The organism is Bacillus sp. HSf4 (assembly GCF_029537375.1).
Taxonomy (GTDB): domain Bacteria; phylum Bacillota; class Bacilli; order Bacillales; family Bacillaceae; genus Bacillus; species Bacillus sonorensis_A.
Genome location: NZ_CP120679.1, coordinates 1692585 through 1711565 on the forward strand (window position 1 = coordinate 1692585; position 18981 = coordinate 1711565).

The 18981-nt window shown below is 47.4% G+C and carries 17 protein-coding genes; all 17 read left to right on the forward strand.

Features of this window, described 5'->3' with window-relative positions:
- Window positions 1-33: 33 nt before the first annotated feature.
- The 17 genes from mraZ to ftsZ all read left to right on the forward strand — a co-directional run bounded on the left by mraZ (window position 34) and on the right by ftsZ (window position 18956).
- Window positions 34-465 (forward strand): division/cell wall cluster transcriptional repressor MraZ, encoded by a 432-nt coding sequence (gene mraZ, locus P3X63_RS08685; RefSeq protein WP_026586860.1) that lies wholly within the window; start codon window positions 34-36, stop codon window positions 463-465.
- A 63-nt stretch (window positions 466-528) separates the two neighbouring features.
- Window positions 529-1467 carry a 16S rRNA (cytosine(1402)-N(4))-methyltransferase RsmH gene (rsmH, locus tag P3X63_RS08690; protein WP_277692741.1) on the forward strand — a complete coding sequence of 313 codons (939 nt, stop codon included), beginning with the start codon at window positions 529-531 and terminating at the stop codon, window positions 1465-1467.
- A 31-nt stretch (window positions 1468-1498) separates the two neighbouring features.
- Complete coding sequence (ftsL, locus tag P3X63_RS08695; RefSeq protein ID WP_026586862.1) at window positions 1499-1852, forward strand: cell division protein FtsL; 354 nt, start codon at window positions 1499-1501, stop codon at window positions 1850-1852.
- An 8-nt stretch (window positions 1853-1860) separates the two neighbouring features.
- Window positions 1861-4005: a penicillin-binding protein gene (locus P3X63_RS08700; protein WP_026586863.1), complete on the forward strand. Its 2145-nt coding sequence runs from the start codon at window positions 1861-1863 to the stop codon at window positions 4003-4005.
- A 137-nt stretch (window positions 4006-4142) separates the two neighbouring features.
- Window positions 4143-6104 carry a stage V sporulation protein D gene (locus P3X63_RS08705; RefSeq protein ID WP_026586864.1) on the forward strand — a complete coding sequence of 654 codons (1962 nt, stop codon included), beginning with the start codon at window positions 4143-4145 and terminating at the stop codon, window positions 6102-6104.
- 220 nt (window positions 6105-6324) lie between these two features.
- Window positions 6325-7791, forward strand: coding sequence for a UDP-N-acetylmuramoyl-L-alanyl-D-glutamate--2,6-diaminopimelate ligase (locus P3X63_RS08710; protein WP_026586865.1), 1467 nt, complete (start codon window positions 6325-6327; stop codon window positions 7789-7791).
- A gap of 142 nt (window positions 7792-7933) precedes the next feature.
- A complete protein-coding gene (gene mraY, locus P3X63_RS08715) occupies window positions 7934-8908 on the forward strand; it encodes a phospho-N-acetylmuramoyl-pentapeptide-transferase (protein WP_077736878.1) in 975 nt (324 codons plus the stop codon).
- The gene (murD, locus tag P3X63_RS08720; protein WP_277692742.1) at window positions 8909-10264 is read left to right on the forward strand and encodes a UDP-N-acetylmuramoyl-L-alanine--D-glutamate ligase; all 1356 of its coding nucleotides are present in this window, start codon (window positions 8909-8911) and stop codon (window positions 10262-10264) included. It abuts the gene before it with no gap.
- Between the two features lie 53 nt (window positions 10265-10317).
- Window positions 10318-11418, forward strand: a complete 1101-nt coding sequence (gene spoVE, locus P3X63_RS08725; protein WP_026586868.1) for a stage V sporulation protein E — start codon at window positions 10318-10320, stop codon at window positions 11416-11418.
- Between the two features lie 82 nt (window positions 11419-11500).
- On the forward strand, window positions 11501-12604 hold the full coding sequence (murG, locus tag P3X63_RS08730) for an undecaprenyldiphospho-muramoylpentapeptide beta-N-acetylglucosaminyltransferase (RefSeq protein ID WP_026586869.1): 1104 nt from the start codon (window positions 11501-11503) through the stop codon (window positions 12602-12604).
- A 28-nt stretch (window positions 12605-12632) separates the two neighbouring features.
- The gene (murB, locus tag P3X63_RS08735; protein ID WP_026586870.1) at window positions 12633-13544 is read left to right on the forward strand and encodes a UDP-N-acetylmuramate dehydrogenase; all 912 of its coding nucleotides are present in this window, start codon (window positions 12633-12635) and stop codon (window positions 13542-13544) included.
- 178 nt (window positions 13545-13722) lie between these two features.
- On the forward strand, window positions 13723-14511 hold the full coding sequence (locus P3X63_RS08740; RefSeq protein WP_277692743.1) for a cell division protein FtsQ/DivIB: 789 nt from the start codon (window positions 13723-13725) through the stop codon (window positions 14509-14511).
- Entirely contained in the window at window positions 14508-15203 is a 696-nt protein-coding gene (locus tag P3X63_RS08745) for a DUF881 domain-containing protein (RefSeq protein WP_026586872.1), read from the forward strand. The genes P3X63_RS08740 and P3X63_RS08745 overlap by 4 nt, the downstream gene beginning before the upstream one ends.
- A 21-nt stretch (window positions 15204-15224) precedes the next feature.
- Entirely contained in the window at window positions 15225-15950 is a 726-nt protein-coding gene (locus P3X63_RS08750) for a DUF881 domain-containing protein (RefSeq protein ID WP_026586873.1), read from the forward strand.
- On the forward strand, window positions 15950-16303 hold the full coding sequence (locus P3X63_RS08755) for a small basic family protein (RefSeq protein ID WP_026586874.1): 354 nt from the start codon (window positions 15950-15952) through the stop codon (window positions 16301-16303). Before P3X63_RS08750 ends, P3X63_RS08755 begins: the two co-directional genes overlap by 1 nt.
- 183 nt (window positions 16304-16486) lie before the next feature.
- Window positions 16487-17785, forward strand: a complete 1299-nt coding sequence (gene ftsA, locus P3X63_RS08760; protein ID WP_277692744.1) for a cell division protein FtsA — start codon at window positions 16487-16489, stop codon at window positions 17783-17785.
- Between the two features lie 34 nt (window positions 17786-17819).
- On the forward strand, window positions 17820-18956 hold the full coding sequence (gene ftsZ, locus P3X63_RS08765; protein WP_026586876.1) for a cell division protein FtsZ: 1137 nt from the start codon (window positions 17820-17822) through the stop codon (window positions 18954-18956).
- Window positions 18957-18981 lie beyond the last annotated feature (25 nt).

Below are 18981 nucleotides of genomic sequence, written 5' to 3' on the forward strand. Positions count from 1 at the left end.
GTGAGTTGAGGATGGAAAGTGGGGGCCGAGATCATGTTTATGGGTGAATACCAGCATACGATTGATTCAAAAGGCCGCATGATCGTCCCGGCAAAGTTCAGGGAAGGCCTCGGCGAACAGTTCGTTCTGACGCGAGGGCTTGATCAGTGCCTGTTTGGCTACCCGATGTCCGAATGGAAGCTCATCGAGGAAAAACTGAAAGCTCTTCCTCTCACAAAGAAAGACGCACGCGCTTTCACCCGCTTTTTTTTCTCCGGAGCCACAGAATGCGAATTGGACAAGCAGGGCCGGATCAACATCGCATCGCCGCTGTTAAGCTATGCGAAGCTTGAGAAGGAATGTGTGGTCATCGGAGTTTCAAATCGAATTGAATTGTGGAGCAAAGAGATTTGGGAACAATATGTAGAAGAGCAGGAAGATTCATTTGCCGAAATTGCTGAAAACATGATCGGCTTTGATATATAATGAATCTTTGCGGCGTCGCTCTCTAAATTCGTTCATTTGAAAAAGGTGGGACTAAATAAGAACATGTTTCAGCATAAAACAGTACTATTAAAAGAAACAGTCGACGGTTTAAATGTAAAAGAAGACGGTACATATGTAGACTGCACATTAGGCGGTGCGGGTCACAGCGAATATTTGCTTTCCCAGCTGTCAAAGGACGGCAGATTGATCGCTTTTGACCAGGATGAAACCGCGCTCCGCTATGCCGAGGAAAAGCTGGCGGGATACGAAGGACAAGTCGTTTTCATCAAAAGTAATTTTCGGTATTTAAAAGACCGTCTAAACGAAATCGGCATTGCGAAGGTGGACGGTGTTTTATTTGATTTAGGCGTCTCATCTCCTCAGCTGGATACGCCGGAAAGGGGATTCAGCTACCACCATGACGCTCCTCTTGATATGAGGATGGACCAATCGGCCCGGCTCACGGCGAAGGAAGTCGTCAATGAGTGGCGTTATGAGGATCTCGTGAAAATTTTCTTTAAATACGGAGAAGAAAAATTCAGCAAGCAAATAGCCAGAAAGATTGAAGAGGCAAGAGAAAAATCGCCTATTGAAACAACAGGCCAGCTTGTCGATATCATCAAAGAAGCGATTCCCGCACCGGCGAGAAGAAGCGGCGGGCATCCGGCAAAACGGATTTTCCAGGCGATTCGGATCGCGGTGAATGATGAATTGAAAGTATTTGAAGAAGCGCTTTTGCAGGCGATCGAGGTGCTGAAGCCAGGCGGAAGGGTATCGGTCATTACATTTCACTCGCTGGAAGACCGGATTTGCAAGACGACATTTAAAGAAATGGCTTCGCTTCCTGAACTGCCGCACGGCTTGCCCGTGATCCCCAAGGAGTTTGAACCGAAACTGAAACTGGTCAACAAGAAGCCGATCACAGCTTCAAAAGAAGAGCTTGAACATAATAACCGTGCCCGCTCAGCGAAGCTGCGCGTCGCGGAAAAAGCACGAGAATGAGCTGTACGAATGAAAAGGAGGTCATCAGTCTATGAGCAATCTGGCTTATAAGGTGGACAAACAGCAAAGACAGACACAAAGTGCAGAACAAACCGTTATCATCCGAAGAAGAGCATCCATTACATTGGGGGAGAAAGTGCTGATCGTCCTTTTTGCCCTGGCGGTGCTCAGCGCATCAATCTTTATGATTTCCAAAGCTTTTGCGGCATATCAGACCAATATTGAAATTCAAAAGCTCGAAAAAAAGGTTGAAGCGGAAAAAAACAAAGTCGATGACCTCGAAAAAACGGCTGACGAGCTGAAAGAACCTGACCGTATCATGAAAATTGCCCGTGAAAGAGGCCTTAACTTAGGCGACAAAAAAGTAAAAAGCATACAGGAATGATGCAAATGATGCCGAAAAAGAATAAATTTATGAACAGAGGAGCGGCAATACTCAGTATTTGTTTTGCCCTCTTTTTCTTTGTCATTTTAGGAAGATTCGCATTTATTCAAGCGACGGGAAAAGTAAACGGGGAAGTGCTTGCCGTAAAGGCGAACGAGCAATATGAAAAAAAACGGACGATTGAAGCCCACAGAGGGTCGATTTTGGATCAAAACGGAAAAGTGCTTGCGGAAGACACCGCGACTTACAAGCTGGTTGCGATTTTGAACAAAAAGATGAAGCCCGATTATGTCCAAGATAAGCAAATGACGGCGGAAAAACTTGCGCCGATTATCGGCATGGATGAGGGAAAAATACTCGATCTTCTCAACAAAGATGCAGAAGGAGCGTTTCAAGTCGAATTCGGATCAGCAGGACGGGATTTGACATACACCCAGAAGGAAAAAATCGAAAAGCTCGATCTTCCGGGGATCGCCTTTGAGCGCGATACGAAGAGATACTATCCGAACGGAATTTTCGCTTCCAACCTGATCGGCTTTTCCCAAGTCAATGCAAAAACGGGTGTCATGTCAGGTGTGATGGGTCTTGAAAAAACGCTCGATCAATACCTGAAGGAAACGGATGGATACATGTCATACGATACCGACAGAACGGGCTGGCGCCTGCCGAACAGCGATGAAAAGATCAAAGCGCCGGATAACGGAGACGATGTGTATCTGACGATCGACCAAAAAATTCAGGCTTTCCTGGAAGACAGCATGACAACGGTGCAAAAAGAGTATAAACCGAAAAAAATCATGGCGGCGGTCGTTGATCCAAAAACAGGAAAAGTGCTGGCGATGGGGCAAAGACCGAGCTTTGATCCGAATAAGCGCAATGTGAGCAATTATTATAACGACCTCGTCTCCTACCCGTTCGAGCCGGGATCGACGATGAAGATCTTTACCTTGGCGGCGGCGATCGAAGAAGGGGTTTACAATGGAAAGGATCGATATAAATCGGGAAGCTATTCCGTCTCCAAAAAAGACAAACCGATTAAAGACCATAACAACGGAAACGGCTGGGGAACAATTCCATTTGACGAAGGTGTCGTGCGTTCTTCCAACGTCGCCTTTGCCATCCTTGCCAATGAGAAGCTCGGCACAGACCGTTTTAACCAATATTTAAGGAAATTCCATTTTTACGAAAAAACAGGCATTGATCTGCCAAACGAAGCTTCAAGTAAAATCAACTTTAAATATGAGCGTGATAAAGTGTCGACGGCTTACGGACAGGCGTCTGCGGTAACACCGATCCAGCAGCTCCAGGCCGCAACAGCCATCGCTAACAACGGGAAGATGATGAAGCCGTATGTGATCGATCATGTCGTTGATCCGGATCAAAAGAAAACGGTTCTGCAAAATAAACCTGAACAAGTCGGCCAGCCGATATCGGCGGATACGGCAAAAGAAGTGCGTAAGCTGTTGCGACAAGTTGTCACATCTGAAAAAGGAACGGGGCAGCCGTATAAGATCGAAGGGTTTGACGTCGCCGGAAAAACGGGAACGGCGCAAATTGCCGGAGAGGACGGCAGATATTTGACCGGCCGGGAAAACTACGTGTTCTCCTTCATGGGCATGGCGCCGAAAGACGACCCTGAGCTTCTCGTCTATGTCGCCGTTCAGCAGCCCAAGCTAAAAGCGACCGAGACAGGCTCTGAGCCGGTGTCGAAAATCTTTAAACCGGTCATGAAAAATAGCCTTCTCTATTTAAATATCTCACCGAAAGAAAGCAAAACGGAAGACGAAAAAACAGAAGAAAAACAGGTCAAGATGCCTGCCTTGACGCAAAAGCGCAAGGAATCTGCGGTCAAAGAAGCCGAAGAAAAAGGCCTTGCTCCCATCACGATCGGTGAGGGGGTCGCTGTTAGAGAACAGTATCCGAAAGCCGGTGAAGAGATTCTTCCGAATGAACGGGTCTTTCTGAAAACAGACGGCAAAATCAAAATGCCGGATATGACGGGCTGGTCGAAACGAGATGCCCTCCGCTTCGGTTCCATGGCCGGCATTCATATCGAAACTAGCGGGCAGGGCTATGTGACAAGCCAGAGCGTAAAGGAAGGCAAGGAACTGAAAACGAATACGGTCGTTAAAGTCGGCTTGAAAAATTCATAGTGTCAAAAGGAAGGCTATCGGCAGCTGCCGGTAGCCTTCTGTCCTAGCAGTGAGAAAATACACAAACCGCTGCCGTTCTATTAAAATGCTCCGGGGCATAAAAATAAAACAAGCCTAAATAAGGAGTGAACGGTCTCTTGCGCGTTTCTCATGTAACGGTCAGAAAACGGTTAATATTTGTATTGCTTTTTGGTGTGATCATCTTTTTGATTATCGATACAAGGCTCGGTTACGTCCAGTTTGTCATGGGGGAAAAACTGACGAATTTAGCAAAGGACTCCTGGAGCCGGAATCTCCCTTTTGAGCCGGAAAGAGGTGAAATCCTTGACCGAAACGGGGTCAAGCTTGCGACAAATAAAAGCGCGCCGTCCGTTTTGGTCGTCCCCAAGCAGGTTGAAAACCCGATTAAAACGAGCAAGCTGCTCGCCAGCGTCTTGAATATGTCGGAAGAAAAAGCGTATAAACACGTCACAAAGAAAACCTCGATTGAAAGAATCAATCCCGAAGGCCGGAAAATTTCCCACGAAAAAGCAAAGGAAGTCAGAGATTTGAATTTGAAAGGCGTTTATATCGCAGAAGACAGTGTCAGGCACTATCCGTTCGGGAGCTATCTGTCACATGTGCTCGGCTTCGCCGGGATCGACAACCAGGGCTTGCTCGGGCTTGAAGCCTACTATGATGAAGAACTCAGAGGCGAAAAAGGGTATGTGAAGTTTTACTCGGATGCCAAAGGAAAAAGAATGCCCGGTGAGGCGGATGACTATACACCGCCAAAAGACGGCCTTGATATGAAGCTGACGATCGATACCAGGGTGCAGACGATCATGGAGCGGGAATTTGACATCGCCGAAGCGAAGTATAACCCCGACGGGATGGTCGGTGTGGCGATGAATCCGAAGAACGGCGAAATCCTTGCCATGGTGTCCAGACCGGATTTTGATCCGGCAAACTATCAATCAATCGATCCAAAAGTCTATAACCGGAATCTGCCTGTGTGGAGCACCTATGAGCCGGGATCCACGTTTAAAATCATCACGCTTGCGGCCGCTTTGGAGGAGGAGAAGGTCAACCTGCAGAAAGACCATTTTTATGATAAAGGGTCTGTAGAAGTGGACGGCGCAAGGCTGAAATGTTGGAAACGGGGGGGCCACGGCTCACAGTCGTTTCTTGAGGTTGTGCAAAATTCCTGCAACCCCGGCTTTGTCGAACTTGGCCAGCGGCTTGGTAAAGAAAAGCTGTTCAGCTACATTGATGATTTCGGTTTTGGAAAGAAAACCGGAATCGACCTGCAGGGAGAAGGGACAGGGATTTTATTTCCGCTCGATCGTGTCGGTCCTGTAGAGCAGGCGACAACCGCTTTTGGACAGGGGGTATCGGTGACGCCGATCCAGCAGGTGGCTGCCGTTTCCGCCGCGGTCAACGGCGGAACCTTGTATACGCCGTATATCGCCAAAGAGTGGATTGACCCCGTCACAAAACAAACGGTCAAAAAACAGACACCGGTCGCGAAAAGAAAAGTGATTTCTGAGGAAACATCCAAAAAGATCCGTTATGCGCTTGAAAGCGTCGTCGCCCAGGGAACAGGGCGCAACGCATTTGTCGAGGGCTACCGGGTAGGGGGAAAAACGGGAACGGCGCAAAAAGTAAAGGACGGAAAATATTTAAAAAACAACCATATCGTCTCGTTTATCGGTACAGCGCCTTCCGATGATCCGAGCATCGTCGTCTACGTCGCCGTTGATAATCCGAAAGGAACGATTCAATTCGGTGGTACGGTTGCGGCCCCGATCGTCGGAAATATCATGAGAGACAGCCTGCCGCAGCTCGGCGTCGAAAAGAGAAAAGACCAGATCGAGCGCAAATATCAATGGCTGGACAAAAAAATGGTCGAGGTTCCGAACCTTATAGGGCTGTCTGTGACAGAACTGGAACCTTTGCTCTTAGATTTTAAGCTGAAATCTTCCGGAGAAGGCGATGTCGTAGTTCAGCAATCTCCCAAACCGGGAGAGAAAGTAAAAGAAGGTTCAACCATCCGCATCTATCTTGACGAGCAGGATGAAAAGCAAGGGAAGCAGGATAAAAAAGAAAGCCAGGATTGACATGGCGATAGAAACGAAACGGCGGCCGGAGATGGCCGGCTGCCTGTTTCACGCTAAAAAATATAGAGATTTTACAGGATTAGCTGGATGTCTTCTCTTTTTTACGCTAAAATATGAACTGTATGTCCGCATGAAGTCCGTGCGGGAAATCAGGCAGCAATCGATATAAAAGATATAAAAACGAATTTGGAATGAAGAGAACTAGGAGAGGTTTGATACGATGAAATTAACAAAGCTACTTACATATTTAAAAAACGAACCTTCCTTTAACAGCCAAGAAGACCCTGAAATAACTTCAATTGAGATGGACTCCAGGGAAGTCAAAACAGGGAGTCTTTTTGTTTGTATAAAAGGGTATACAGTTGATGGACACGACTATGTCAAGCAGGCGGTTGAAAACGGCGCGCAAGCGATAGTGGCGGAAAGGCAAGTGGAGGCGGCAGTTCCCGTCATCATCGTCCGCCATTCGAAAAGAGCGCTTGCCGTTTTATCAGATGCTTTTTACGGGCAGCCGACAAAGCAACTGAGACTGATCGGCATCACCGGCACAAACGGCAAAACATCGACCTCCCATATGGCCGAAGAGATTTTCAGAAAGGCGGGCAGCCGCACAGGGCTGATCGGGACGATGTACACGAAAATCAACGATGAAACATTCGATGCGAAAAATACGACGCCGGAAAGCGTCACACTTCAAAAAACGTTTAAAAAAATGGTTGACCAAGATGTGGATACAGCCATCATGGAAGTTTCTTCTCACGCTCTCCATATGGGCCGGGTGCACGGCTGTGATTACGATATCGCCGCATTTACAAACCTGACGCAGGATCACCTCGATTATCATCAAACAATGGAAGAATATAAACATGCGAAAAGCCTGCTTTTCTCCCAGCTGGGCGGCTCCTTTAACCATGAAAAACCAAAGTGGGCCGTTTTAAACGCAGATGACCCGGCTTCAGCATATTTTGCCCAGGTGACAGCAGCACACCTTTTGACTTACGGCATTGAAAACGATGCCGATATCAAGGCCGAAAACATCAGGATGGCGCCGAAAGGGACAACCTTTGATCTTGTGACACCAAAAGGAACGGGACGGGTGACAATTCCTCTTGTCGGCCGGTTCAACGTCTATAATGTGTTGGCTGCGGCGGCTATCGCGATTGCGGCGGACATTTCATTCGATGTGATTACGAAAGGAATTGAAGGGCTGAGAGGTGTCAGGGGAAGATTTGAGCTGGTGGACGCCGGCCAGGATTTTCCGGTGATCGTCGACTACGCCCATACACCGGACAGCCTCGAAAACGTCCTCAACACATGCAGAGGGATGACGGAAGGCAAGCTCTTTGTCGTCGTCGGCTGCGGAGGGGACCGGGATAAGACAAAGCGCCCGAAAATGGCGAAAATCGCCGCTGAACTGGCCGATGAGCCGGTGTTTACAGCGGACAACCCGAGAAGTGAAAACCCGCTCGCCATTTTGAACGATATGGAAGAAGGCGTGAAAGGTGCTTACTATCACAGCATCGTCAACCGGGAGCAGGCGATCTTTTTTGCGATTGCCAACGCTAAAAAAGGCGACGTTGTCCTGATTGCCGGCAAGGGCCATGAGACCTATCAGCAGATCGGCGGCCAAACATTCGATTTTGATGATGCAGAAGTGGCGAAACGGGCCATTCTTGAACTGAAATAAAAGAAAAAGAATTACAGGAAAGAGTTGTTAAAGTGATGGAAGCGTTCAAAATAAATCAACATATGAAAAAAAACAGTGAATATGATAGATGCGTATGCAGCTTCTTAAAAACTGGCGATGGCGCGGAAAGGGGAGGAGCACAATGCTGGAGCAAGTGATTTTATTTACGATTATCATGGGCTTTTTAATCAGCGTTCTTTTGTCTCCGATCTTCATCCCGTTTTTAAGAAGGCTTAAATTTGGCCAAAGCATTCGCGAAGAAGGTCCGAAATCCCACCAAAAAAAATCGGGAACACCGACAATGGGCGGTGTGATGATCATTTTATCGATCATTGCCACAACGATCGTGATGACGATGAAATTTTCCGAAGTCAGCATGAACATGTTCCTGCTGCTGTTTGTCACGATTGGCTACGGACTTCTCGGCTTTTTGGATGATTATATAAAAGTGGTGATGAAGCGGAATCTCGGCTTGACATCCAGACAGAAGCTGATCGGCCAAATCATCATCGCCGCGGTGTTTTATGCCGTCTACTATGCTCAGGGAATGCCGACCACCATCCGCATTCCGGGAACTGATGCTTCGTTTGATTTCGGCTGGGGCTACCTGATTCTCGTCATCTTTATGCTTGTTGGCGGCTCAAACGCTGTCAACTTGACAGACGGGCTTGACGGGCTTTTATCGGGGACGGCGGCGATCGCTTTCGGCGCCTTTGCGATTTTGGCGTGGAATCAAGGGCAATACGATGTCGCGATCTTCTCGGTTGCCGTTGTCGGCGCTGTGCTTGGATTTCTTGTCTTCAATGCCCATCCCGCAAAGGTTTTTATGGGCGATACGGGTTCGCTCGCCTTAGGGGGAGCGATTGTGACGATCGCGATCTTAACGAAATTGGAAATCCTTTTGGTTATCATCGGCGGTGTATTCGTCATTGAAACCCTTTCTGTCATTCTGCAAGTGATTTCTTTCAAAACGACTGGCAGAAGAATCTTTAAAATGAGCCCTCTTCATCATCACTATGAGCTTGTCGGCTGGTCGGAGTGGAGAGTCGTCGTGACATTTTGGACAGCGGGTCTCTTGCTTGCCGTCTTAGGAATTTACATCGAGGTGTGGTTATAAGTGGTTACTCAAGATCTATTGCAAAATCAAAACGTGCTTGTATTGGGGCTGGCGAAAAGCGGTTATGCGGCTGCTTCGATCCTGCACGAAAAAGGCGTCAACGTTGTCGTCAACGATCAAAAGCCTTTTGAAGAAAACGAACCTGCACAAATTCTCGCCGAAAAAGGCGTTAAGGTGGTCTGCGGCACCCATCCGACAGAGCTTTTCGACCTCCATTCGATCGACATTCTCATTAAAAATCCGGGAATCCGCTATGAAAATGTGATGGTTGAAGAAGCCCTGAAAAGGGGGGTTCCCGTCTGGACGGAGGTCGAGCTCGCCTATCATCTCACAGATGCGCCTTTTATCGGGATTACCGGATCTAATGGTAAAACGACAACAACTACACTCGTTTATGAAATGCTGAAAGCCGATTCGAAAAAAGCGCTCGTTGCGGGAAATATCGGCACAGCGGCAAGCGAAGTGGCAAATCAAACCCGCGGCGATGAGTGGATTGTGACAGAGCTCTCTTCCTTTCAGCTGATGGGGACGTATCAATTCAGGCCGAAAATCGGTTTATTGTTAAACGTATTTGATGCCCATCTGGATTATCACCATTCTCGAAAAAATTACGAGCTTGCCAAACAGCAGATCTACCGAAACCAATCGGAAACAGATGTTGCCGTTGTTAATTTGGACGATGATACAGTCGTCCGGCTGGCGGAATGTTCACAAGCGAAGAAAATCTTTTTCTCAGTCCGGCAAATCGTAGAGCGCGGCGCCTGTGTCAAAGACGGAATGATCATGTTTAACAATGAACAAATCATGCCGCTAAAAGACGTTGTTTTGCCAGGAGAGCACAATCTGGAAAACATTTTGGCAGCCCTTTGTATCGTAAAGACGGCAGGGGTGTCGAACGAGGCTGTCCGCCAAGTGCTGACGACCTTCACAGGGGTTAAACATAGAATGCAGTACGTGGCAACGGTCAAAAACAGAATGTTTTACAATGACAGCAAAGCGACGAACATCCTGGCGACGAAAAAAGCGCTCTCCGCTTTCAAGAAGCCGGTGATTCTCCTTTGCGGGGGGCTTGACCGCGGAAATGAGTTTGATGAATTAAAGCCGCACATGTCTTATGTCAAAGCGATCATAACCTTCGGCGAAACCGCGCCCAAGTTTGAAAAGCTGGCGGAAGATATGGGAATACAACAGGTGAAACGTGTCGATAATGTTGAACAGGCAGCATACGCGGCGTTCAGCCTGTCAGACGAAGGTGATGTCATTCTCCTTTCCCCGGCATGTGCAAGCTGGGATCAGTACAAAACATTTGAAGAACGTGGTGACATGTTTGTAAACGCCGTGCATATGCTTAAATAAGGGCTTGTCTTTACCGTAAAAGCCCTAAGAAATAAAGCTTGGGGTGTTCGGCTTTGCAAACAAAAAAAACGTCACCGGATTTTTTATTGGTTATCATTACGTTATTACTGCTAGCGATCGGACTGATCATGGTATACAGCGCCAGTGCGGTATGGGCGACACACAAATACGATGACTCCTTTTTCTTTGCCAAACGGCAGCTTTTGTTTGCCGGCATCGGGGTCATCGCCATGTTTTTTATCATGACCGTCGACTACTGGACATGGAGGACTTACGCGAAGATTCTGATCATCGTCTGCTTCTTTCTTTTGGCGATCGTTCTGATTCCGGGAATCGGAATGGAGCGGAACGGCTCGCGGAGCTGGATCGGTGTCGGCGCTTTCAGCATACAGCCGTCCGAGTTTATGAAGCTCGCGATGATTGCCTTTTTGGCAAAATTTCTTTCTGAGAAGCAAAAGAATATCACATCGTTCAGAAAAGGTTTTATGCCGGCGCTCGGCATTGTCTTTTCCGCCTTTTTGATCATCATGATGCAGCCTGACCTCGGGACTGGCACGGTGATGGTGGGAACGTGCATCATCATGATATTTGTGGCGGGGGCGAGAATTTCGCACTTTGTTTTTCTCGGTCTGATCGGCCTCAGCGGATTTATCGGCCTCGTTCTGTCGGCGCCGTACAGGATTAAACGGATTACATCATATTTAAATCCTTGGGAAGATCCTTTAGGAAGCGGCTTTCAGATCATCCAGTCGCTGTATGCAGTCGGCCCCGGCGGGCTCTTTGGCCTCGGACTCGGCCAAAGCAGACAAAAGTTCTTTTATTTGCCTGAGCCGCAGACGGACTTTATCTTCGCCATATTATCGGAAGAGCTCGGATTCATCGGAGGATCGCTCATTCTATTGCTCTTCAGCGTGCTTTTATGGAGAGGGATCAGAATTGCGCTTGGGGCGCCCGACTTGTACGGCAGCTTTGTCGCCGTCGGCGTCATTTCAATGATTGCGATCCAGGTGATGATCAATATTGGCGTCGTGACCGGACTGATTCCTGTAACGGGCATTACGCTGCCGTTTTTAAGCTATGGAGGGTCATCGCTGACCTTGATGCTGATGGCGGTCGGCGTGCTGCTCAATGTCAGCAGATATTCAAGATATTAGTCCCATTAAGCCATTTGCCGATAACCCTGTTGCCAAAAGCAGGGTTATCGGCATGTACATATGAAAATAAGGGGGAAAACAGATGCGGATCGTTGTAAGCGGAGGCGGCACGGGGGGCCACATATACCCCGCGCTTGCGTTTATTAAAGAAGTCAGACAGCATCATCCTGATGTGGAATTTTTATATATCGGAACGGAAAAAGGGCTGGAGAAAAACATCGTCGAACGGGAAAATATTCCCTTCAAAGCGATTGAAATCACAGGCTTTAAACGAAAACTGTCATTTGAAAATGTGAAAACCGTCATCCGCTTTTTAAAAGGTGTTAAAGAGTGCAAAAAAGAATTAAAGCGGTTCAAACCGGACGCGGTGATCGGCACCGGCGGCTATGTGTGCGGCCCGGTCGTCTATGCGGCCTCAAAACTGGGGATCCCGACGATCATCCACGAACAAAACAGCCTCCCGGGACTCACCAATAAGTTTTTATCCAAATATGTTGATAGGGTAGCGATTTGTTTTGAAGAGGCTAAAGCTCATTTTCCAAAAGAAAAAGTTGTGTTTACAGGAAACCCGAGAGCCTCTGAAGTCGTCTCTATAGAAGAGGGCCGCTCACTTGGCGCTCTCGGGCTTTCCGAAGATAAAAAAACGGTCTTGATTTTTGGAGGCAGCCGCGGCGCTGCGCCGATCAATGAGGCTGTGATTGCGATGCAAAACGAATTGAAAAAACGGGATTACCAGGTTCTTTATGTCACAGGGGAAGTTCACTATGAGAAAGTAACAGCAGCACTTGAAAAAGAAGGAGCTGCTTCAAATATGGTCGTTCAGCCGTTTTTGCACCAAATGCCCGAGTATTTAAAATCACTTGATGTCGTGGTAGCGCGGGCAGGCGCGACGACGATAGCGGAAATAACCGCGCTCGGCATTCCAAGCGTCCTGATCCCGAGCCCTTATGTCACAGCCAACCATCAGGAAGTGAATGCGAGCTCGCTCGGCGACCGGAACGCCGCAGTCGTTTTAAAAGAATCAGAGCTTAATGGTGAGCGCTTAATTGAAGCGATCGATCATATTTTACAAGACGAAAAGACGTTAAAAGAGATGAGTGAGCGCACTAAATCTCTCGGCGTGCCGGATGCGGCGCAGCGACTATACAATGTGCTGACAGAATTGAATCAAAAGAAGGAAAAATGATAAGACAGAAGGATTTTGGAGGTTTTCGATGGATAAGGTGATACAAGAATTAAAAGAGCTTGAAGTCGGCAAAGTGCTGGAAAACGAACCGCTCAGCAACCATACAACGATTAAAATCGGCGGACCTGCAGATGTCCTGGTTGTGCCGAAAAGCATTGAGGCGATTCGGGATACGATGAAGGTGGTCAAAAAACACGGCGTCAAATGGACGGCGATTGGCAGAGGCTCCAACCTCCTTGTCCTTGATGAAGGCATCAGAGGCGTCGTTATTAAGCTTGGCGCTGGGCTCGATCATATGGAAATCGACGGCGAGCAAGTGACGGTCGGCGGCGGCTACTCTGTCGTAAGGCTTGCGACAGGCATCAGCAAAAAGGGGCTTTCCGGCCTCGAATTTGCCGCAGGCATTCCGGGTTCGGTCGGCGGAGCGGTTTACATGAATGCCGGCGCCCACGGCTCTGATATCAGCAGGATATTGGTGAAAGCATTGATCCTTTTTGAAGACGGAACGATTGAATGGCTGACAAATGAAGAGATGGCGTTCAGCTACCGCACGTCGATCCTTCAAAACGAGCGGCCGGGCATTTGTCTTGAAGCCGTCCTCCAGCTGGAGCAAAAAGAACGCGATGCAATCGTCGCGCAGATGCAGAAGAACAAGGACTACCGAAAAGAAACACAGCCTGTATCCAATCCGTGCGCAGGCAGCATCTTCAGAAACCCGCTGCCCGAGCATGCGGGCCGGCTTGTTGAACAGGCCGGATTGAAAGGCCATCAGATCGGCGGGGCAAAGGTTTCCGAGATGCACGGCAATTTCATTGTCAACGCCGGCGGCGCTACGGCCAAAGACGTTCTCGATTTAATTGCATTTATTCAAAAAACGGTTAAAGAAAAATATGATATCGACATGCACACCGAGGTTGAAATCATCGGAGAAAAACGATAATCAGCCTCTAAAATCAGATCGCCTTATGATATAATGAACAAAAGCAAACGGCATCCTTGTATGTCGTTTGTTTCGCTGATGGAAGGTTTTTCAAAAGACGCCGTAAGAGCGCGTCTTTTTTCGAAAAAAAGCAAATAAAAATCTTTGTCTGCTTGATTGGATCTGAGGTGAGCCTTTAGTGAAACCCGATATTGATAAAGAAAAAGTAGTGAATATAGAAGAACGGATTCCCAAAATCAAAGAACAGAGAAAACAGAAGGCAAACCGCCGGCTGATTACGTTTATTCTCCTCTTTTTTACGATGATGCTGATCATCATTTACCTCCAGACGCCGATCAGCAAAGTGTCGACGGTTGAGATCAAAGGAAATCAAAACGTTTCCAAGGATACGATCATTTCCCTGTCTTCCATTTATAAAGGGCAGACGGAATTCTGGAGCCTGAACAAGGGAAAGACAGAACAAAAGATTGAGCAGGATAAATTGATAAAAAAAGCCGAAGTCTCCAAAAAACTGCCCAATAAAATCGCAATCTCTATCGAAGAGTATAAAAGCATTGCATTTTTGCAAAAGAACAATGTGTATTACTCGGTGCTCGAAAACGGGACGGTTCTCCCGGATGAAGTGACGCCGAATGAAAACGGCCCGATCTTGAACAACTGGACCGAAGATGAAAAGCTTGTTCAAATGGCAAAACAGCTGAACAAACTTTCCGGCTCAGTGAAACAGTCGATTTCCGAGATCGAATACACACCTCAAAAATCAAATTCTTGGCTGATCAGGATGTATATGAATGACGGCTATATTGTGACAGCTTCGATCAAATCGTTCGCTAAGAAAATGGAAAGCTATCCGGCGATCGTAAAGGAGCTGCCAAAAGGAGAAAAAGGAATCATTCATTTGGAAGTTGCGACTTACTTTGAACCCCTGAAAAAGGCTGAGGACGGCAAAAAGGAAGACGAACGTTGAAAAGACATACAGTCAATCTCTCATTGGCCATGCTCGTCCTCGGTTTTCTATTGTCTTTTTCCTATCAATTTGCTCAAGAGAACAGAGAGCATGAGGAAACCGCCGAAAACTGGAAAGAGGAATATGTGCTGCGCGACCGGCTCATTTCGCAGGAAAAGCAAAACAAAAAGCTGGAACAGGAATTATATCAGAAGCAGCAGGAAGTTCAGAAAACAGAGGCAGCGCTGAAAAAGGAAAAAAAAGAATACTACAACATTCTGGAAGATGTTGAAAGATACAGAATGTTTGTCGGCGAAATCGGTGTTCAGGGCGAAGGGATTGAAGTCACACTGAAGGATGCTTCATACATACCGGAAGGGGAGAATGTCAATAACTACATCGTCCATGAAAGCCATATTTTCCGTTTGCTGAATGAACTGTGGATCTCAGGCGCGGCGGCCGTATCGATCAACGGACAACGGGTGACGCATCATTCCTACATATCCTGCAACGGTCCCGTCATTACCATTGACGGAAGCCAGCATCCTGCTCCTTTCGTCATTTCGGCCATCGGTGAAGCCGATGTGCTCATGCCGGCGCTGAATATCGCCGGAGGACTTGTCGACCAGCTGACTCAGGATCATGTGTCAGTCGGCATCGAGAAAAAAGATAACATCAAGATGGAGCCTCTTTTAAAGCAGGGGAATGAATGATGAAAAGTTGGTGGGCGAATCTTGAAGAAAAGCAATCGTTTCATCAGTCTAAGCGTGCTGATGCTCATATTCGGAATCATGCTTTCCGTGCAGTTCAATTCCCTGAAGGAGCCCGAAATCCGGGATACTAGGGATATCTGGGACCTCAGGGAAGATTTGAAAGCAGAACAAAAAAAGCAGCTCAATCTGATCAGCGAGATTGATAAATATGAAAAAATGCTGGATACATATCAGCAGCAGGAAGAAAACTCGCGGATTAAAGCGCTGAATGATACGCTGCAAAGCCTCAAAAAACAGGCCGGCTTCACAGACGTCACCGGCAAGGGGATTACGATCCGCATTTCTCAGCTCTTCTCAGATGAACTAACGGGAGAGCCGATGCAAAATCCGCCTCCTGATCTCTTAAAAAAACTGATCAATGAATTAAATATGTATGAAGCAGAGGACATTTCCATCAATGACAGAAGGGTTATCAATACGACGGTGATCAGGGATATCAACGGAACGACGAAAATAGACGGATATCCTTTGGACAACTATCCGATAACAGTAAAAGTCATTGGCAAAAACGCCGATAAACTATATAGCCGAATGAATGCCTCAACTCTTCAAGATCTGTTTGCCGGAGAAAATCTGGATTTACAAATAGAAAAGCCTGAGAAACAAATCAAAATCAAAGCATACGAAGGTTCAATGCAAACCGCGCCATTGAAACCGATCGATAAATCAAAAGGAGAGAATTCCTAATGTGGCTTCCGGTTCTAGGCCTTTTGCTCGGAATTGCCATCGGGTTCGGCTCGAACTTTACAATTCCGGAAGAGTACTCCAATTACTTGTCCTTAGCGATTCTCGCTTCGCTTGATACACTGGTCGGAGGCATAAGGGCTCATTTGGAAAGTGCATACGATGAACTAGTTTTTGTGACTGGCTTCTTTTTCAATATCATCCTCGCGATAGGTTTGGCTTTTCTGGGCGTTCATCTTGGTGTAGACTTGTATTTAGTCGGCATGTTTGCATTTGGCGTGAGACTTTTTCAAAACATCGCAGTCATCAGAAGAATACTTCTTGCCAAATGGACGGCTTCCAGGAGAAAAAAATAAAAAAAATCAGATTTAAAAGAGGATATACATAGGATATAACGAATATTCACAGTAATCCTAAAACTAAAAAAGAAGCGTATTGGTTTTTATTGATTGTTACACACTTGTAAAACCAGATTCATTGTATTGTTGTTCGGCAAATAATAGAATAGAATTGACTGAAATGTGAGGAGGTGCCATAGAATGAACAACAATGAACTTTACGTCAGTCTAGACATCGGTACGTCCAATATTAAAGTGATCGTCGGCGAAATGTCAGACGAATCGCTTAACATTATCGGAGTCGGAAATGTTCCCTCAGAGGGGCTGAAAAAAGGGTCAATCGTTGATATAGATGAAACTGTTCATTCTATAAAAAAAGCGTTTGAACAAGCAGAAAGAATGATAGGTTTTCCGCTGACTCATGCGATTGTCGGCGTAAATGGGAACTACATCCACATTCAGGAAACGAACGGTGTTGTGGCGGTTTCCAGTGAAAATAAAGAAATACAAGTGGAAGATGTGCGCAGGGTCATGGAAGCGGCTCAAGTTGTTTCGATTCCGCCTGAACAGCTGATCGTCGATGTGATTCCCAGGCAGTTTATTGTTGACGGAAGAGGCGAGATAACAGATCCGAAAAAGATGCTCGGTGTCCGGCTTGAAGTAGAAGGGTCGCTCATCACCGGCTCAAAGACGATTTTACATAACCTCCTCCGCTGCGTGGAACGGGCGGGAATCGAAATTACGGATATATGCCTGCAGCCGCTGGCAGCCGGATCTGTAGCCCTGTCAAAAGATGAAAAGAACCTCGGGGTGGCTTTAATCGACATCGGAGGAGGCTCAACGACCGTCGCCGTCTTTGAAAACGGCCAGCTTTTAGCAACCCGTGTCGTACCTTTGGGCGGCGAAAACATCACCAAAGACATTTCAATCGGTCTCCGCACATCCACGGATGAAGCTGAGAGGGTCAAAAAGCAGTTTGGACACGCTTTCTATGAGGAAGCTTCAGAAGAGGAAACATTCGAAGTCGCCGTCATCGGGACAGACCAAAAGCAGACCTTCACTCAGCGGGAAGTGGCCGACATTATTGAAGCCAGACTCGAGGAGATCTTTTTATTCGTTGCAGACGAGCTGCGGAACATGGGTATTAAAGAATTGCCGGGCGGGTTTGTGCTCACAGGCGGACAGGCGGGAATGCCGGGCGTCCTCAGCCTTGCACAAGATGTTCTTCAAAATAACGTCAGAGTGGCTAGCCCGAATTACATCGGTGTGAGAGAACCTCAATATATGACAGGCGTAGGTCTCATCCAATTCGCTTACCGCAACGCAAAAATCCAGGGCAGAAAAGTAGGGTTTAAAATGCCGACGGAAGCGGTTCAGGAAGTCGCGGCTTCCCATCAAAAAGAAGTGCAGCAGCGTCCGAAACCAAAATCAAAGCAGCAGGCTCAAGCTGAGAAAAAGCCGAGCAAAATGAAGAAAATATTTAACTTCTTTTGGGAATAGAGATTAGTCATTCGACGGATTAGGAGGATTTAGCATGTTAGAGTTTGAAACAAATATAGACGGCTTAGCATCGATTAAAGTAATTGGAGTAGGTGGCGGCGGCAACAACGCTGTCAATCGGATGATTGAAAATGACGTTCAGGGAGTTGAGTTTATCGCAGTCAACACGGATGCTCAGGCTCTTAATCTATCAAAAGCGGAAACGAAAATGCAGATCGGTGCGAAGCTGACGCGCGGACTTGGCGCCGGTGCCAATCCGGAAGTCGGGAAAAAAGCGGCTGAAGAAAGCAAAGAACAGATTGAAGAAGCCTTAAAAGGCGCTGACATGGTGTTCGTTACCGCTGGAATGGGCGGCGGAACAGGTACGGGAGCGGCTCCCGTCATCGCACAGGTCGCGAAGGATTTGGGCGCATTGACTGTCGGCGTTGTGACAAGGCCGTTTACATTTGAGGGAAGAAAAAGACAGCTTCAGGCAGCCGGCGGCATTTCAGCCATGAAGGAAGCCGTCGACACCCTGATCGTCATTCCGAATGACCGTCTTCTTGAAATTGTTGACAAAAACACACCGATGCTTGAAGCGTTCCGTGAAGCGGATAACGTTCTCCGTCAGGGTGTTCAGGGGATTTCAGACCTGATTGCGACACCGGGGCTGATCAACCTTGACTTCGCCGATGTGAAAACGATCATGTCCAATAAAGGCTCAGCATTGATGGGAATCGGTGTGGCAACAGGTGAAAACCGCGCTGCCGAAGCCGCGAAAAAAGCTGTTTCCAGCCCGCTGCTTGAAACGGCGATTGACGGTGCACAAGGCGTTCTCATGAACATTACAGGCGGCACGAACCTGAGCCTGTATGAAGTCCAGGAAGCCGCGGACATCGTAGCTGCAGCATCTGACCAAGACGTCAACATGATTTTCGGATCTGTCATCAATGAAAATTTAAAAGACGAAATCGTCGTAACCGTGATTGCGACCGGCTTCATCGAACAGGAGCACGATGCTTCAAAACCGCAAAGACCTTTGAATCAGGGGTTAAAACAGCATCATCAGCAAGCTCCGAAACGGGAGATGAAACAGCGTGAGGAGCCAAGCATGCCGCACCGCAGTCCTTCACAGCCTGCCGAGGACACGCTTGACATCCCGACGTTCTTGAGAAACCGGAATAAGCGCTAATTTATCAATGGAAAAGCTGCTGACT

Coding starts and splice junctions, on each gene's coding strand:
- mraZ (WP_026586860.1), top strand. CDS start 34: ATGTTTATGGGTGAATACCAGCATACGATTGATTCAAAAGGCCGCATG.
- rsmH (WP_277692741.1), top strand. CDS start 529: ATGTTTCAGCATAAAACAGTACTATTAAAAGAAACAGTCGACGGTTTA.
- ftsL (WP_026586862.1), top strand. CDS start 1,499: ATGAGCAATCTGGCTTATAAGGTGGACAAACAGCAAAGACAGACACAA.
- P3X63_RS08700 (WP_026586863.1), top strand. CDS start 1,861: ATGCCGAAAAAGAATAAATTTATGAACAGAGGAGCGGCAATACTCAGT.
- P3X63_RS08710 (WP_026586865.1), top strand. CDS start 6,325: ATGAAATTAACAAAGCTACTTACATATTTAAAAAACGAACCTTCCTTT.
- mraY (WP_077736878.1), top strand. CDS start 7,934: ATGCTGGAGCAAGTGATTTTATTTACGATTATCATGGGCTTTTTAATC.
- murG (WP_026586869.1), top strand. CDS start 11,501: ATGCGGATCGTTGTAAGCGGAGGCGGCACGGGGGGCCACATATACCCC.
- murB (WP_026586870.1), top strand. CDS start 12,633: ATGGATAAGGTGATACAAGAATTAAAAGAGCTTGAAGTCGGCAAAGTG.
- P3X63_RS08755 (WP_026586874.1), top strand. CDS start 15,950: ATGTGGCTTCCGGTTCTAGGCCTTTTGCTCGGAATTGCCATCGGGTTC.
- ftsA (WP_277692744.1), top strand. CDS start 16,487: ATGAACAACAATGAACTTTACGTCAGTCTAGACATCGGTACGTCCAAT.
- ftsZ (WP_026586876.1), top strand. CDS start 17,820: ATGTTAGAGTTTGAAACAAATATAGACGGCTTAGCATCGATTAAAGTA.